Here is a 16,647-nt window from a genome sequence, read left to right as displayed (position 1 = left end):
ATCAGCACTTCCCCGCAGATGTTTATGATTTCACTCACACCCTGACATTCTTTCACTTTTTTTTAACGCAGAAGTAGCTAGAGTGAACTCATCCGACCACTTAACTGTGAGTGACTATCATGTCCGTCAATCCTGCTTATCCTGCGCTGTTTACGCCGCTGGATCTTGGCTTTACCCAATTGAAAAACCGCTTTCTGATGGGGTCGATGCACACTGGTCTGGAGGAGCATCCGGATGGCGCAGCGCGGCTGGCGGCGTTCTACGGCGAGCGGGCGCGTGAAGGCGTCGCATTGATCGTCACCGGCGGCATTGCGCCTAATGCTCAGGGTGTCACCACCGCGCATGGCGCGATGCTCATCGACGAGGCGCAGTGCAGCTGGCATCGGCAGATCACGGCGGCGGTGCATCAGCATCAGGGCAAAATCGCCCTGCAGATCCTGCATACCGGCCGTTACAGCTATCAGCCCGATCTGGTTGCACCTTCGGCACGTCAGGCCCCGATTAACCCGTTTACGCCACAGGCGATGAGCGAGGCGGCGATTGAACAGACCATTGATGACTTTGCCCGCTGCGCCCGTCTGGCGCAGCAGGCGGGCTACGATGGTGTGGAGATTATGGGTTCCGAAGGCTACCTGATTAATCAGTTTCTGGTGAAGCACACCAATCAACGCAGTGACCGCTGGGGCGGCGACTTCCGCCAGCGGATGCAGTTCGCGCTGGCGATTACCCACGCGGTACGTGCCGCAACCGGCGACGCCTTTATCATCATCTTCCGGCTGTCGATGCTTGACCTGATCGAAGAGGGCAGCACGCTGGAGGAGACGCTGCTGCTGGCGGGCGAGCTGGAGCAGTGTGGCGTCACGCTGTTCAATACCGGGATTGGCTGGCACGAAGCGCGCATCCCGACCATCGCTACCTGTGTGCCACGCGCGGCCTTTGCCTGGGTGACGCAGCGCCTGCGCGCGCATGTGTCAGTGCCGGTGATCGCCACCAATCGCATCAACCACCCCGCCGTTGCCGAAGAGCTGTTGCAGTCGGGCTGCGCCGATATGGTCTCGATGGCGCGCCCTTTCCTCGCCGATCCTGCTTTTGTCAGCAAAGCACAGCGCGGCGAACCGGACAGCATCAACACCTGCATTGCCTGTAATCAGGCCTGCCTCGACCAGGTGTTTGCCGGTAAGATCACCTCCTGTCTTGTTAATCCGCGCGCCTGTCATGAGTCGCTGATGCCGGTCATCGCCAGCACCGCACCGCGCAGGCTGGCGGTGGTGGGAGCCGGTCCCGCCGGAATGGCGTTTGCGCTGCAGGCGGCGCAGCGCGGCCATCAGGTGACGCTTTATGAGGCTGAGCCCGATATTGGCGGTCAGTTCAATATTGCCCGGCAGATCCCCGGAAAATCAGAATTCAGCGAAACCCTGCGCTATTTCCGCAATCAGCTGGCGGCTGCGGGCGTGACGGTTAAAACCGGCTGTCGGGTCACGGCAGATCAACTGAGTGACGCCGAGGAAGTGGTGCTGGCGACCGGCATTCAGCCACGTACGCCCGATATTCCGGGCATCGATCATCCCAGCGTGCTCAGCTATCTTGAGGTGCTGCGCGATAAGCGTCCGGTGGGTAAACGGGTGGCGATTATCGGCGCGGGCGGCATTGGCTTTGATGTAGCGGAGTATCTGTCACAGCCTTCACATGACGAGGATCGGGCAGCTTTTTACACCGAGTGGGGCATCGACCATAGTCTGACGCAGCGCGGCGGCATCGTGAAACCTGAGCCGCCTGTCGCGTTACGGCAAATCTGGCTGCTGCAGCGCCGGGCGGGAAAACCCGGTGCCGGGCTGGCAAAAACCACTGGCTGGATCCATCGCGCCAGTCTGCAGGCACGCGGCGTGGATATGTGGGGCGGCGTGGAGTATCTGGCGATTGATGACAGCGGCCTGCATCTGCGGCGTAATGGCGAAATGCTGCTGCTGGCGATCGATAACGTGATTATCTGTGCCGGACAGGAGCCGCAGCGCGAACTGGAAGCCGCGCTGCGTGCAAAAGGACAGGTAGTGACGGTAATAGGCGGCGCAGATGTAGCGCAGGAGCTGGATGCGCGCCGCGCGATTGCGCAGGCGACGCAGCTGGCTTTAACGGTCTGACTAGCGCATTTTCACCGCGCGCAGCACCACAAACTTCTGGTTAGAGGCGATCAGCGTACAGTTGCCGAACAGCTTCTTCAGCTTGTGGTGATAATCGAGGTGGCGGTTGCCGACAATGCGCAACTCGCCACCATACTGAAGGCAGCGTTTGGCATCGCGGAACATCTGCCATGCCAGATGATCGGTGACGGCGTGCTGCTGATGGAACGGCGGATTACACAGCACCGCGTGTAGCCGATCTGACGGATAGCCGCTCAGCACGTTGTTCACCAGGAACTGACAGCGCGACAGATCGTCAGGACGGTTCACTTCCACGTTAAGCTGGCTGGAGGCGACCGCCATATAAGACTCATCAAGAAAATGCACCTCGGCCTGCGAATTCTGCTCCAGCGCCACCAGCCCTACCACACCGTTGCCACAGCCCAGATCGACAATCTCACCCTCAATATTTTCCGGCAGATGCTGCACAAACAGCCGTGCGCCGATATCCAGCGAAGAGCGCGAGAAGACGTTGGCGTAGTTGTGAATCTGATAAGGGGTGCCATCCAGCGGCCAGACCAGTGTTGGCGTGGCCTCACGCAGTGCAGGTTTGCTGAACTGGCTGAAGATCAGACGCGCTTTTTTCCACGCCAGTGAGGTTTTGGTTTCACCGATAATCTGTTCGAACAGCTGAAGGGTAGAGGTATGGATCTCTTTTGCGCGCGCCGCCGCCAGAATCACCGTATCGGGAGTGACCACGTCGCGAATGGCACGCAGCTGATGCTCCAGCAGCGCCAGCGTTTTCGGTACCTTAATCAGCACCGCCGCCGGAGCCGCCGGCAGTTCCGCCAGGCTATCAACAAAGTGTACGTCGCTGTCATCCAGCCCATTAAAGGAAAGGTTCTGACGCGCGGCCTGCTGGCTGAGCCAGGAGTCGCTGACGTGCCAGACGGTGCGTGGACTCAGGGCGCAGGTTAATGCCCCGAAACTGTCGTTGAAGACCAGCACCGGCCCTTCCGGCAGCGCCTGCTGTAACAGATATTCATCAGCCGCATCCCAGGCTTGTAATGGACTTTCGTCACGCATCTGCGGGAAGCGATGCAGGATCAGTGTGCGATCGTTCAGTTCAAGTTGGCTCATGAATTCTCCGGCGTGGTACACTTTGGTTGATTTTCGCCCCAAAAACGGGGGCGCAGTATACTGTCTTTCGCCTGGAATCCCTAATGTCCTCACTGATCTACCTTCAGGGTTATCCTGCCCCCCTTCTTGAGCAGGTGCAGACGCTGATTACCCACCAGCGCTTAGGTGCGTTTTTGCAGGAGCGTTATCCCGACACTCACGACGTGATGAGTGATAAAGCGCTGTATGACTACACTCAGGCGCTGAAAAACCGCTACATGCGCAACGCACCACCGATCAGCAAAGTGATGTGGGATAACAAGATTAAGGTGATGAAGCACGCACTTGGCCTGCACACGGCCATCTCACGGATTCAGGGCGGCAAACTCAAGGCGAAAGCAGAGATCCGCATCTCGACCTTTTTCCGCCTCGCGCCGGAGCCGTTTCTGCGCATGATTGTGGTGCACGAACTGGCGCACCTGAAAGAGAAAGATCACGATAAGGCGTTTTACCAGCTCTGCTGCCATATGGAGCCGGATTACCACCAGCTCGAATTTGATGCGCGACTCTGGATGACTGACCAGGCGATGCGCGGCAACGCGGCTTAAAGAAACTCCTGCGCTTTCTGAATCAGACTGGTTTTAGTCAGCGCGCCCAGAAAGCGTCGCTCCTGGGGATTGTTCAGCACCGGCAGTCGCTCCAGCGTAACCGCCGCAAAGGCTTCCCAGCCTTCACGCATACTCTGATTCTCAAACACCACCGGGAAGTCCTGATCCATCACGCACTGTACCGGTGAATCGAGTGTGATCTCCTGCGCCAGCACCCGGCGCGAAATCTCATGAATCGAGACCACGCCGAGGAAGGCACCCGCAGCGTTGATCACGTAAACATAGCGTTCACGCTTCAGCGAGCTGACCGCCAGCGCCTGCCCCACGGACTCCGCCGGCTGGAGGGCCGCACCGGGAATGATCAGCTCGGCAATGCGCATATTATCGAAATCATATTTCGCCTCTGAACGGCTGAAGTGATGACTCACAACCGGGTAAGTGCTGGCCGATTGCAGGCGATAGACCACCATCGACGCCAGCACGGTAGCAATCATCAGCGGGAACAGCAGGCTGCTGTTGAGCGTCATCTCCAGCACCATCAGCATCGCCATCAACGGCGCCTGACTGACCGCTGCCAGCACTGCCGCCATGCCAATCGCGGCATAAAGCAGCACATTACCCAGCGGCAGATGCAGTGCTGCCCCCACCGTTGCGATGATGACGCCAAGCAGTGCGCCAATCAGCAGCGAAGGCGTAAAGAGTCCGCCGACCGCGTTCGACCCTACCGACAGGCTGGTGGCAAGGGTTTTCAGCACCAGCAGCAGCAGCAGACCTGGCAGCAGATAGTCGCCTGCCATGACTTTGACGATGACTTCGTAGCCGTTGCCGAGGATATCGGTGGAGATCAGCGCCAGTAAGCCTACGGCGAATCCGCCCACGCCCAGACGCATGGGCAGCGAGGCGACCCGGCTGAACAGCATTTTGCTGCGGGCAATGCACTTAATCAGCATCCAGCCCGCCAGACCGGCGCTCAGACCGATCACCACCGTCATCAGCAGGCTGCTGAGATCCATGGCGAAGCTCGCGTCCGCCAGCGGATAGAGCGCGCTGCGGAAGCCCAGCGTCCACATAGTCATCACCGCCGTCGCCGAGGCGATAATAAGAGGGATCAGCCGCTGCAACGCGGAAATACCGAAGGCGATCTCCGCGACGAAAATCGTCGAGGCCAGCGGCGCATGGTAGACCGACGAGAGTCCCGCCGCGGCCGCCATCGCCACGACGTCACTGTTTTTCAGGTTAAGCGAGGACGGTAACAGGCGGCCAATCGCGCTGCCGCACAGTGCTGAGAGCTGCACCATCGGCCCCTCTTTACCGATCGACGCGCCGCTGCCGATACTGGCAATCGACGATAAGGCACGGAACAGCGAGGTTTTGGTCGGCACCGCATCGAGCCGGGCGTTGATCACTTCAAGGTAATCCGTTTTCACCGTCTGCTGCTGCTCAATGGCAACCGCATAACGCAGGAAAAAGCCCGCCAGCACGCCGCCCGCGCCCACCAGCAGCGGCCAGAAGATCCACGGCCAGAGATGCAGGGATTCGGTAATGTCGCCACTGCGGGCAAACAGCAGATGGTTGATCAGTTCAATGACGCCACGAAAAGCCAGCGTCACCAGCGACGCCGCACACCCGACCGGAATAGCAATCAGCAATGTGGTCCAGTTTAATGCGTGCTTACTTGCTTTCACCTGTGCTCCCTGGTTGATGCCTGTTTATTCTCGCTTCCGCATAGTATTGGAATGCGGATCGCAGGATCAATCCCTGCCTGCCCGGCGCGCTTGCACCGCGTCGGTGAGATGTTACTCTGCCGCTTTACCGCTGCCGGAGAGATGACGTGATTCGTTTTGCCATTGTGGGAACAAACTGGATTACACGCCAGTTTATTGATGCCGCTCATGAAACCGGGGCGATGAAGCTCTGCGCGGTCTATTCACGCAGTCAGCAGCAGGCTGACGCCTTTATCGCCGATTATCCCTGCAAACAGACCTTCACGTCACTGGACACCCTGGCCGCCAGCCCAACGATCGATGCGGTCTATCTTGCCAGTCCCAATGCCCTGCACTGCGAGCAGGCGCTGCTGTTTATGTCGCACGGCAAGCATGTCATTTGCGAAAAACCGCTGGCCTCGAATCTGGCCGAAGCAGAGAAGATGATCGCCTGCGCTCGTGAGCATCAGGTGGTGCTGTTTGAGGCATTTAAAACCGCCAGCCTGCCGAATTTTCTGCGGCTACAGCAGGCACTGCCTGACGTGGGTAAACTGCGAAAAGCGCTGCTGAATTACTGCCAGTACTCCTCACGTTACCCGCGCTATCTCAACGGCGAGAACCCCAATACCTTTGATCCGCGCTGGTCGAATGGCTCGGTGATGGATATCGGGTATTACTGCCTGGCCTCGGCGGTGGCGCTGTGGGGCGAGCCAGATAGTGTGCAGGCCACCGCGACATTGCTGGCGAGCGGCGTGGATGCGCATGGCGTCGTCGTGCTGAGCTACGGCGATTTCGACGTAACGATTCTGCATTCAAAAGTGAGTAACTCCAGCCTGCCCAGCGAGATTCAGGGTGAGGCGGGCGCACTGGTGATTGAAAAGCTATCGGAGTGCCAGCAGCTGACCTTTATCCCTCGCGGTGCGGAAAAGCAGGCGCTGAGTCAGCCGCAGCATATCAACACCATGCTGTACGAAGCGGCCGCGTTTGCCCGGCTGGTTGAGCAGCGCCAGGTGGACCATCCGGGACTTGAGGTTTCGCGCATTACCGCCGCGCTGCTGACCGAAATCCGCCGTCAGACCGGCGTGATCTTCCCGGCCGATCAGACTGCTGTGTAAATATTTCTAAATATGTCTGCGAGGAGTTGCTTCCTGTGCGGCTAAACCGTAACTTACCTTCCTGCAAAGGGGAGTAACTTGTAAGCTGATTGATCGTCACTACGATGCACAGGCATCCGGTCATCAGGCAACCCGGAATCCATTTCTGAGTTGTAAGTGAGACCTTGCCGGAAGGCGAGGTTTGCTTACACAAAAATAAGCGGCTGACGTCTTCTGACTTCAGCCGTTTTTTTATTTTTTAAGACAGGATACGAATATGCAAACTGTGGGTACGCCTTTACTGTGGGGCAGCTTTGCGGTTGTGGTGCTGATCATGCTGGCTATCGACCTGCTGTTGCAGGGACGCCGTGGCGCACAGACCATGTCTTTCAAGCAGGCGGCTGTCTGGTCGCTGATCTGGGTTTCCGTCTCACTGCTGTTCAGCGCCGCCTTCTGGTGGTATCTCGAGGGCAGCGCAGGACGTGAAGTGGCTAATACGCAGACGCTCGCCTTTCTGACCGGTTACGTGCTGGAAAAAGCGCTGGCGGTGGATAACGTCTTCGTCTGGCTGATGCTGTTCAGCTACTTCTCTATTCCGGCCAACCTGCAGCGACGTGTGCTGATCTACGGCGTACTAGGCGCTATCGTACTGCGTACCATCATGATCTTCGCAGGTAGCTGGCTGGTCACGCAGTTCAGCTGGATCCTCTATGTGTTCGGTGCCTTCCTGCTGTTTACCGGGGTGAAAATGGCGCTGGCGAAAGAGGATGACGGCGCGGTAGGTGATAAGCCGGTGGTGCGCTGGCTGCGTAAGCATTTACGCATGACCGATGACCTTGATGGCGAGAAGTTCTTTACCCGCAAAAACGGCGTGCTGTTTGCAACGCCGCTGCTGCTGGTGCTGATCATGGTGGAACTCAGCGACGTGATCTTTGCCGTCGACAGTATCCCGGCGATTTTCGCCGTCACGACCGACCCGTTTATCGTGCTGACTTCAAACCTGTTCGCGATTCTGGGTTTACGTGCCATGTACTTCCTGCTGGCGAACGTGGCAGAGCGCTTCTCTATGCTGAAGTATGGCCTGGCGATTGTGCTGGTGTTTATCGGCTTTAAGATGCTGATTGTCGACTTCTACCATATCCCGGTTGGAATCTCACTGAGCGTAGTCGGTGCCATTCTGGCGTCTACCCTGCTGATTAATGCCTGGGTTAACCGCAAAAGAGACCAGAAAAAGCTCACACCATAATTACCTGCAGGGGCAGCGGATGCCCCTGTTTTATTTTGCGACAGCCTGCCACGCCATTTCATCTCTCTGTCACACTTCCACTATTCAGCATAATAAAAACCTGACCTGTGCCACAGCGACAGAACTTTCTCTTTTCTCAGCCTGTCATTTCCTTATACTCCGCCGGGCAAACCGTTTTAGCCGATGCAAAACATCGCGTCTGAAACTACATCCGCGACAAAATATAGAAAATATTATGCAGAAAACTCTCTCCGCACGTCTGGGCACGCTGCTCGCCGGAAGCCTGGTGAAGCAAATCATGATTGGGCTGATCGCCGGTGTGGCGCTCGCCTGGATTTCACACGATGCCGCGCTGGCGGTCGGTCTGCTGGGTGAACTGTTTGTCAGTGCGCTGAAAGCGGTTGCGCCATTGCTGGTTCTGGTACTGGTTATTGCCTCAATCGCTAACCATCAGCAGGGCCAGAAGACTAATATCCGGCCAATTATTATGCTCTATCTGCTGAGCACCTTTTTCGCGGCGGTCGTCGCGGTGGTCTTCAGCCATCTGATCCCGCAGACGCTGACGCTGGCGGTGGGCAGCACGGAAATCGTTCCCCCTTCCGGCATTACTGAGGTGTTACGCGGACTGCTGATGAGCATGGTGTCGAATCCGATCACGGCCCTGATGCAGGCTAATTATATCGGCATTCTGGTGTGGGCGATTGGCCTGGGTCTGGCGTTTCGTCACAGCAGTGACAGCACCCGTGCCTTTCTCAATGATGCCTCTGAGGCGGTAACCTGGCTGGTGCGCTGCGTCATCCGCTGTGCGCCTGTCGGTATTTTTGGTCTGGTGGCGTCGATTCTGGCCTCAACCGGCTTTGGCGCGCTGTGGCAATATGCCCATCTGCTGGCGCTGCTGCTGGGCTGTATGGTGCTGATGGCGCTGGTGGTGAACCCGCTGCTGGTCTTCTGGAAAATCCGTCGTAACCCCTATCCGCTGGTCTTCACCTGCCTGCGTGAAAGCGGCGTGACCGCCTTCTTTACCCGCAGTTCTGCCGCCAACATTCCAGTGAATATGGCACTGGCGAAACGTCTGGATCTGGATGAGGATACCTATTCGGTGTCGATTCCGCTGGGCGCGACCATCAGTATGGCGGGTGCGTCGATCACCATTACCGTGCTGACGCTGGCAGCGGTGCATACGCTGGGGATCAGCATTGATGTGCCGACCGCGATTCTGCTGAGTCTGGTGGCGTCACTCTGTGCCTGTGGCGCATCGGGCGTGGCGGGCGGTTCGCTGCTGCTGATCCCGGTGGCCTGCAACATGTTTGGTATTCCAAATGATCTGGCGATGCAGGTGGTGGCCGTGGGCTTTATTATCGGCGTTCTGCAGGATTCAGCGGAAACCGCGCTGAACTCCTCAACCGATATTCTGTTTACCGCCGCCGTCTGTCAGGCAGAAGCGGAGCGCGAAACCAGTCGGGCCTGATTCAGTAATACAAAAAGACGATTAGTCGGTATATAGCCCTGGACGGCTCACAGTAAACCTTTGCGCCTTGCCTGAACCAGTACCGACTGAATTCGATAACTGATGACATTTTTGAATTCTGATTTGGGTCTTACGCCTGTTTCAGCCTGATAAGCCGATAACAAGAAGGTCGCTTAAATACCTGAATCAACCGGCAATGGGGAGCCGGGCGCGACCTGACGTTTTTGGTATACTGCCCGTCCTTTAAAGCGGGCAGGATTTCAAATGGCGGACACCTCAGGGTGTTATAAACGCGACATGGTTTAACATGTGTCTTAAAACCAGCCCTTTCAGTCAGGTTTTCAGATACCATCAAACAGAAAATCGAGGGCAGATTTTATCACCACCGCCTGACCGCTGATGTTCTCCACGTCTTCTCGTAGCGCCTTTTCCGGTACACTCGCCATTTCGTGGGTCATCATCACGTATTTTTGACCCTCTATGATCAGAATTGGCGTTAGCCGGTCAGCACGTGGCCCTTTGTAGTTCTCATGCGGGAACAGAGGAATAGCCATCCGGGTTTTCCGCCGGCCAATGATGTCGCTCTGAACGTCCAAAACTAATGGGTATATCTCCGCCTTCCCGGTGTTCCTGTAAACGTCAAACTGCATCAGAACGTCCTGTGTTCGTCAGAGAAAAGGCCATGCTCGTCACTGAGCTGGTTCAGATAGTCGATAGCTGCCGCGTTTTCATGTTTCCAGCGTTCTGCTGCGAGAGATTTCAGCTCTGCGCGCACCGCTTTAGCAAGTGTCTGAGAGAAGTTAATCCCTGCTTCACGCGCTTCCAGGGCCAGTTTCGTGTCGATAGTGACGTTGATGTTTTTCGTTGGTTTTGTGGATACTTTACCCATATAAACCTCCAGCGTGCGTATTGATGTGGGTAGACTACGCACATCAATAGCTCGCAAACAAGGAAAATTGAGCCCAGGCGATCGAAAAGATGTTCCTTTGTGTCTGACATTCTCTTCGCCTTAAAGCGCAGGGAATACGGGCAGAGCAGGAAAGCGGCCCGCCCCCCGGATAAAACGCTATGAGTATTTTTTGAACAACGCAAAGCATGGGTCCTGCAACCGGCCAGATTTTATCAACGATTTGAAACGACCCGCACTCTGGCGGGTGGTTTTTGTTTAGAGCGTTACACCGCTTTTGAAAATCGCCAGCTCGCGGAAATCGTTCTTTTCGTTGTTGGTCGGCTGACCGCTGGCAATCGCCACAATACTGTCGACAAAATCTTCCAGCATCGCCTCCATGCTCATCCCCTCGATCAACCGTCCGGCATTAAAGTCGATCCAGTGCGGTTTCTTCTCCGCCAGCGGCGTGTTGGTCGCCAGCTTCACCGTCGGCACAAAACCTCCATAGGGCGTGCCGCGTCCGGTACTGAACAGCACCATGTGGCAACCGGCTCCGGCCAGCGCACTCGTAGCGACCGCATCATTGCCCGGCGCACTCAGCAGATTCAGCCCCGGCGTTTTTAACCGCTCGCCATACTTCAGCACATCGACCACCTGGCTCTGCCCCGCTTTCTGCGTACAGCCCAGCGACTTCTCCTCCAGCGTGGTGATACCGCCCGCTTTGTTGCCCGGTGAGGGGTTCTCATAGATCGGCTGCTGATGATCGATAAAGTACTGTTTAAAGTCGTTGATCATCGCCACCGTTTTGCCGAAGGTCTCTTCGTCGCGACAGCGGCTCATCAGGATGCGTTCTGCGCCAAACATCTCCGGCACCTCGGTCAGCACGGTGGTGCCGCCATTGGCGATCATCTGGTCTGAGAAACGCCCCAGCAACGGGTTGGCGGTGATACCAGACAAACCATCCGAACCGCCGCACTCCAGACCAAACTTCAGCTCGCTGAGCTTGCCCGGCTCACGCCGGTCATGCCGCATTTTTTCATACAACGCATGCAGACGTTCCAGCCCGGCTTCCACTTCGTCGTCATGCTGCTGGCAGACCATAAAGTCGACCCGGTCGCTTTCAAACGCGCCGAGGGTGTCCCTGAAGGCATCGACCTGATTGTTTTCACAGCCAAGACCAATCACCAGCACTGCGCCCGCGTTGGGATGACGCACCATATTCTGCAGCATGGTGCGGGTGTTTTCGTGGTCCTGCCCCAGCTGCGAGCAGCCGAAGGTGTGGCTGAACAGGAATGCACCGTCAATGCCTTCTGCGTCCTGGGTCTCTTTCAGAAAACGCTGCAGAATCTGACGTGCAATCCCGTTGACGCAGCCAACGGTCGGCAGGATCCACAGCTCATTGCGGATGCCGACTTCGCCACTGGCACGACGGTAGATCTGCACCTCCCGATCACCCGGCTGCGGTGGCAGCGTCGCAAAATCGGGCTGATACGCATACTGATCCAGATCGCTGAGATTAGTACGGGCGTTCTGCGAATGGATGACCTCACCGGCGGCTACAGGCTGTGTGGCATGGGCAATCGGCAGCCCATATTTGATCACCAGCTCATCCTGCGCGATAGGCTGCAGGGCAAATTTATGCCCGCGTCCCACGGCCTGTTGCAGCGCCACGCTTAATGGCGGCAGCTCAATCGTGGTGCCCGCGTCCAGGTCACGTAACGCCACGGCGACGTTGTCGCGGGGATCAATTTTAATTGCGTCTTGCATAGCGTTATCTCAGTTGGCTCAGCGCCTCACGCATTCCGTAGGCGATGATATTTTGCAGGTGTTGGGTGAGCACCGCAGCCAGTCCGGGCTGACGGGTTAAATCTTCGCCCCAGTGTTGCGCGTCGCTGAGCACAGCATGCACCAGCTGTTGCGGCGACATCTGGTCCGCATCAACTGCTTTCCAGGCATCAGCGTAGCGCTGTAACCACCGCGGCTCATCCTGTAATGGCCAGTTTTTTCCGGCTGACTCACCGCGGTAAAAAGCAATCAGCGCCGCCAGCGCAAAGGTGATGTGTGTCGGCCATTCGCCGGTTTGCTGATGCGCGGCAAGCAGTGGCGTCAGCAGACGGGTGCGGAACTTGGTCATGCCGTTGAGAGCAATCGATAGCAGCGCATGACGGATAAACGGATTGCGGAAGCGGCGCTGAACCGCATCGGCAAAGGCGTGCAGTTCGTTTGCGGGCAGATCCAGCGTCGGGATCACGTCGTGACGCAGCAGGTTATCGACAAATCCGGCAATGATCGGATCGGCCATTGCCTCGCCGACGCTTTCAATCCCGGCAAGATACGCCACCGGCACCATCGCGGTATGCGCACCATTGAGGATGGCCACTTTCTGCGCTTTATAGGGCGCAATATCATCCACATGCCGGATCTGTGGCGACAGCGCCGCCAGCTTCAGTTCGCTGAACAGCGCCGAAGGCCCTTGAATCACAAACTGGTAGTAGACTTCGCCCGCCACCAGATAGCGATCTTCATAACCCAGCTCACGTTGCAGCTGCTCACTTTCCGCCGGGAAGCCGGTGACAATGCGGTCCACTAACGTGTTGTAAAATGCACAGTGCTGATGGATCCAGGTTTTAAATTCGGATGGCAGATGCCAGTGGTCGGCATAGCGCAGCACCAGCTCGCGCAGCGTGTCGCCGTTATGGTCAATCAGCTCGCACGGCACCACCAGCCAGCCCCGATCGCTGGCCCCATTGAAGTGTGAATAGCGCCCCCACAGCAGCTGCGTCAGTTTGCCGGGAAAGCTGCTGGCGGGCTGATCGGTGAGCTGGTCCGTGCCGACAAAGGCGATTCCCGCTTCAGTGGTGTTGGAAAAGACCATACGCAGATCGGGATTACGGGCCAGCGCCATAAATTCGCCGAACTGCTGCCAAGGCTGGATTTCACGGTTAACGCTGCGGATCAGCCGTGTTTCGCTGACCTGCTCGCCCTGATCGTTTAGTCCGCGGATCAGCGTGGTGTAGAGACCATCCTGCTGATTCAGGCTGTCGCTGACTTCACGGTTGCGTGGCCGCACCACCACGATCCCGGCATCGGTGCCCTGATGTTCATTCAGCCAGTCAATCTGCCAGTCGATAAAGGCGCGCAAAAAGTTGCCTTCGCCGAACTGGATCACCCGGTCACGATAGAGTGCCCCCGGAAAGTCGTGGCGGTTTAGCCTTTTCATCATCAGGCTCCCAGCTCGATGCCGAAGTAATCGCGGGCATTGTTGAAGCAGATGTTCTGTACCATCTGGCCTAACAGCGCTTCATCGGCTGGCGCTTCGCCCTGCTCCACCCAGCGGCCAATCATCTGACACAGCAGCCGACGGAAATATTCGTGGCGGGTGTAGGAGAGGAAGCTGCGGCTGTCGGTCAGCATTCCGACGAAGCGGCTGAGCAGGCCAATCTGCGCCAGCTGCGTCATCTGTCGCTGCATGCCATCCAGCTGATCGTTGAACCACCAGGCTGAACCGAACTGCATTTTGCCCGCCTGGCCTTCGCCCTGGAAGTTACCCGCCATCGTCGCCAGCACTTCGTTGTCGCGCGGATTCAGGCAGTAGAGAATGGTTTTTGGCAGCGCGTTATTGAGATTCTGCGCACCCAGCAGCCGTGCCAGCGGTTCCGCCAGCGGCTGATCGTTGATGGAATCAAAGCCCACATCCGGCCCCAGCAGCTGATACAGGCGCGGATTAGTGTTGCGAAGTGCGCCAATATGATACTGCTGCACCCAGCCACGGCGGGCATATTCGCTACCCAGCCAGACCAGTACTGCCGTTTTAAACTGGGCCGTTTCCTGCGGGTTTGGCGCGGCACCACTGCGACGACGCGCCAGGATTGCATCCAGCGTGGCGTCATCCGCCTCGGCATAACAGACGACATCCAGCGCGTGATCGGAGACTTTACAGCCGTGATCCGCAAAGTGATCCAGCCGCTGATGCAGTGCACGGCGCAGATCGTCAAAACGCTGCACGCTGATGTCGGTCAGCTGCTCCAGCGTCGCGATCCACGGCAGGAAGGTTTCGGCTTCGATATTAAAGGCCTTATCCGGACGCCAGCTCGGCAGCACCTTGACACTGAAGCTGGCATCGTCTGCCAGCGCGCGGTGATGGCGCAGATCATCCAGGGGATCGTCGGTGGTGCCGACCATTTTCACCTTCATCTGCTGCATGATGCCGCGCGTGGTAAAGCTATCCTGTGCCAGCAGTTCATTGCAGCGATGCCAGATGCTGTCGGCGGTTTTCTCAGAAAGCAGCGTATCGGTGATGCCGAAAGGCCGGCGTAATTCCAGGTGGGTCCAGTGATAGAGCGGGTTGCCGATGGTGTGCGGCACGGTGCGAGCCCAGGAGTCAAATTTTTCACGATCGCTGGCGTTACCGGTACAGAACGCCTCAGCCACACCGTTGGCGCGCATTGCCCGCCATTTGTAGTGATCCCCCTTCAGCCAGATGTCATAAAGGTTAGCGAAACGATAATTTTCGGCAATCTGCTGCGGTGGTAAGTGGCAGTGATAGTCGAAAATCGGCTGATCCTTTGCATAGTCGTGATAGAGACGACGGGCGAATTCGCTATCAAGTAAAAAATCCTCGGTCATGAAACGTGACATACCTGCTTCCTCTTCAACTGAACCCTGAAGGCTCAAAGTTATCATACCAATTTTGATACATAACGGATTTATTTGCGAGCCTGTTCACATAAACGGCGGTAACTGACTGCCGTTATGGACGTTTCTGTCGCCCGCAGCACGCTAAATGGCTGTCATTACGCAGTTTTCCAGTATCCCACAGCGCAGAAAGGGTTTTTGTGATGGCTCTCAACTTTTAAAGTTGTATAACAAGTTAGGCTCTCGCTCCATCATGAGATCGTTAGTGACTCAGATAATGGCAAGGTCATAACAGGGTTGCTCAGACAGAACCTGCGGGCGTGAGCAGAGCTGCATCACGTGCTGTCCCGCTCCAGATAACAACAGCGGCAAAACCGCATACAGAACTGGAAGAGGTAGAGGATGCGTAAGATCAAAGGGTTACGCTGGTACATGATTGGACTGGTGACGCTCGGCACGGTGTTAGGGTATCTGACCCGAAACACTATTGCTGTGGCGGCCCCGACATTAATGTCAGAGCTGCATATCACCACGCAGCAGTACTCCTACATCATTGCGGCCTATTCAGCCTGCTACACGCTGATGCAGCCGGTAGCAGGCTATGTGCTGGATCTGCTCGGCACTAAAGTCGGCTACGCGGTATTTGCCGTACTGTGGGCGATCTTCTGTGCTGCCACGGCGATGGCGGGCAGCTGGGGCGGCCTGGCTCTGGCGCGGGGTGCCGTCGGTGCGGCTGAAGCGGCGATGATCCCGGCCGGACTGAAGGCGAGCAGTGAGTGGTTTCCGGCCAAAGAGCGTTCGGTCGCGGTAGGCTACTTTAACGTCGGTTCGTCTATCGGTGCGATGCTGGCTCCACCGCTGGTCGTCTGGGCAATCGTGGCGCATAGCTGGCAGATGGCCTTTATCATGACCGGTGTGCTGAGCATGGCGTGGGCACTCTGCTGGCTGGTGTTCTATAAGCACCCGAAACAGCAGAAGAAGCTGAGCGATGAAGAGCGCGACTATATTATCTCCGGTCAGGAAGCGCAGCATCAGACCGGCAACACCCGCAAAATGTCGGCCCTGCAGATTATCCGCAACCGCCAGTTCTGGGGCATTGCGCTGCCGCGTTTTCTGGCAGAACCGGCGTGGGGAACCTTCAACGCCTGGATTCCGCTGTTTATGTTCAAGGTGTACGGCTTCAATCTGAAAGAGATTGCGATGTTTGCCTGGATGCCGATGCTGTTTGCGGATTTTGGCTGCATCCTGGGTGGTTATCTGCCGCCGCTGTTTCAGCGCTGGTTTGGTGTTAATCTGATCGTCTCCCGCAAGATGGTGGTGACAATGGGTGCGGTATTAATGATCGCGCCAGGCACCATCGGGCTGTTTACCAGTCCCTATGTTGCCATCGGTCTGCTTTGCATCGGCGGCTTTGCGCATCAGGCTCTCTCTGGCGCGCTCATCACCCTGTCGTCAGACGTTTTCGGCCGCAATGAAGTTGCGACCGCTAACGGCTTAACCGGCATGGCCGCCTGGACCGCCAGTACTATGTTTGCGCTGGTTGTCGGTGCCCTGGCCGATAAGCTGGGCTTCAGCCCGCTCTTTGCCGCGCTGGCAGTGTTCGATCTGCTGGGTGCTGTCGTTATCTGGACGGTCCTGAAAAATAAACCTGTTGCAGAGCTGAATACTGAAGCGGTTATTACGCCAGCCAGCGCCGTTCGCAGTTAACCCGCCGGGCTGGCTTACACCAGCCCATTTCCTCGCACGCCCTGAAGTGGTATAACAACTT

Annotated in this window: 13 protein-coding genes; 6 read left to right on the top strand and 7 right to left on the bottom strand. The window is 57.1% G+C overall.

Annotation, left to right across the window (positions count from 1 at the left end; all coding sequences use genetic code 11):
• The first annotated feature begins 119 nt into the window (after nucleotides 1–119).
• Nucleotides 120–2,138, top strand: a complete 2,019-nt coding sequence (locus F3I44_RS05125; RefSeq protein ID WP_150013513.1) for an NADPH-dependent 2,4-dienoyl-CoA reductase — start codon at nucleotides 120–122, stop codon at nucleotides 2,136–2,138.
• Here F3I44_RS05125 and rlmG read toward each other — a convergent pair whose 3' ends face one another.
• The gene (gene rlmG / locus F3I44_RS05120) at nucleotides 2,139–3,257 is read right to left on the bottom strand and encodes a 23S rRNA (guanine(1835)-N(2))-methyltransferase RlmG (RefSeq protein ID WP_150013515.1); all 1,119 of its coding nucleotides are present in this window, start codon (nucleotides 3,255–3,257) and stop codon (nucleotides 2,139–2,141) included.
• A gap of 83 nt (nucleotides 3,258–3,340) precedes the next feature.
• Here rlmG and F3I44_RS05115 point away from each other — a divergent pair, with 83 nt between their 5' ends.
• A complete protein-coding gene (locus F3I44_RS05115; protein WP_013359120.1) occupies nucleotides 3,341–3,844 on the top strand; it encodes a M48 family metallopeptidase in 504 nt (167 codons plus the stop codon).
• Here the strand turns inward: F3I44_RS05115 and F3I44_RS05110 are convergent.
• On the bottom strand, nucleotides 3,841–5,529 hold the full coding sequence (locus tag F3I44_RS05110) for a chloride channel protein (RefSeq protein ID WP_150013517.1): 1,689 nt from the start codon (nucleotides 5,527–5,529) through the stop codon (nucleotides 3,841–3,843). The genes F3I44_RS05115 and F3I44_RS05110 overlap by 4 nt on opposite strands.
• Nucleotides 5,530–5,675: 146 nt before the next feature.
• Between F3I44_RS05110 and F3I44_RS05105 the strand changes: the two genes are divergently transcribed.
• From F3I44_RS05105 to sstT, 3 genes are all read left to right on the top strand, one after another.
• Nucleotides 5,676–6,662, top strand: coding sequence for a Gfo/Idh/MocA family protein (locus F3I44_RS05105; protein WP_150013519.1), 987 nt, complete (start codon nucleotides 5,676–5,678; stop codon nucleotides 6,660–6,662).
• Between the two features lie 256 nt (nucleotides 6,663–6,918).
• On the top strand, nucleotides 6,919–7,887 hold the full coding sequence (locus tag F3I44_RS05100; RefSeq protein WP_150013521.1) for a TerC family protein: 969 nt from the start codon (nucleotides 6,919–6,921) through the stop codon (nucleotides 7,885–7,887).
• A gap of 235 nt (nucleotides 7,888–8,122) precedes the next feature.
• The gene (sstT, locus tag F3I44_RS05095; protein WP_033784084.1) at nucleotides 8,123–9,355 is read left to right on the top strand and encodes a serine/threonine transporter SstT; all 1,233 of its coding nucleotides are present in this window, start codon (nucleotides 8,123–8,125) and stop codon (nucleotides 9,353–9,355) included.
• Between the two features lie 341 nt (nucleotides 9,356–9,696).
• On the opposite strand, the gene F3I44_RS05090 is transcribed toward sstT, so the two are convergent.
• The 5 genes from F3I44_RS05090 to uxaC form a co-directional block, all read right to left on the bottom strand.
• Nucleotides 9,697–10,005, bottom strand: coding sequence for a CcdB family protein (locus tag F3I44_RS05090; protein ID WP_150013523.1), 309 nt, complete (start codon nucleotides 10,003–10,005; stop codon nucleotides 9,697–9,699).
• Entirely contained in the window at nucleotides 10,005–10,244 is a 240-nt protein-coding gene (locus F3I44_RS05085; RefSeq protein ID WP_150013525.1) for a type II toxin-antitoxin system CcdA family antitoxin, read from the bottom strand. The genes F3I44_RS05090 and F3I44_RS05085 overlap by 1 nt, the downstream gene beginning before the upstream one ends.
• Nucleotides 10,245–10,520: 276 nt before the next feature.
• Nucleotides 10,521–12,011 carry a UxaA family hydrolase gene (locus F3I44_RS05080; protein ID WP_150013527.1) on the bottom strand — a complete coding sequence of 497 codons (1,491 nt, stop codon included), beginning with the start codon at nucleotides 12,009–12,011 and terminating at the stop codon, nucleotides 10,521–10,523.
• 4 nt (nucleotides 12,012–12,015) lie between these two features.
• Nucleotides 12,016–13,464 carry a tagaturonate reductase gene (locus F3I44_RS05075; RefSeq protein WP_150013630.1) on the bottom strand — a complete coding sequence of 483 codons (1,449 nt, stop codon included), beginning with the start codon at nucleotides 13,462–13,464 and terminating at the stop codon, nucleotides 12,016–12,018.
• 2 nt (nucleotides 13,465–13,466) lie between these two features.
• Entirely contained in the window at nucleotides 13,467–14,882 is a 1,416-nt protein-coding gene (gene uxaC, locus F3I44_RS05070) for a glucuronate isomerase (RefSeq protein ID WP_150013529.1), read from the bottom strand.
• 399 nt (nucleotides 14,883–15,281) lie between these two features.
• Between uxaC and F3I44_RS05065 the strand changes: the two genes are divergently transcribed.
• On the top strand, nucleotides 15,282–16,586 hold the full coding sequence (locus tag F3I44_RS05065) for an MFS transporter (protein WP_150013531.1): 1,305 nt from the start codon (nucleotides 15,282–15,284) through the stop codon (nucleotides 16,584–16,586).
• Nucleotides 16,587–16,647: the final 61 nt, after the last annotated feature.

This window comes from Pantoea sp. F_5 (genome assembly GCF_008631595.1).
Classification (GTDB): Bacteria; Pseudomonadota; Gammaproteobacteria; order Enterobacterales; family Enterobacteriaceae; genus Pantoea; species Pantoea gossypiicola.
The sequence above is the reverse complement of the archived record's forward strand: the minus strand, read 5'-3'. Positions and strand labels throughout refer to the sequence as shown.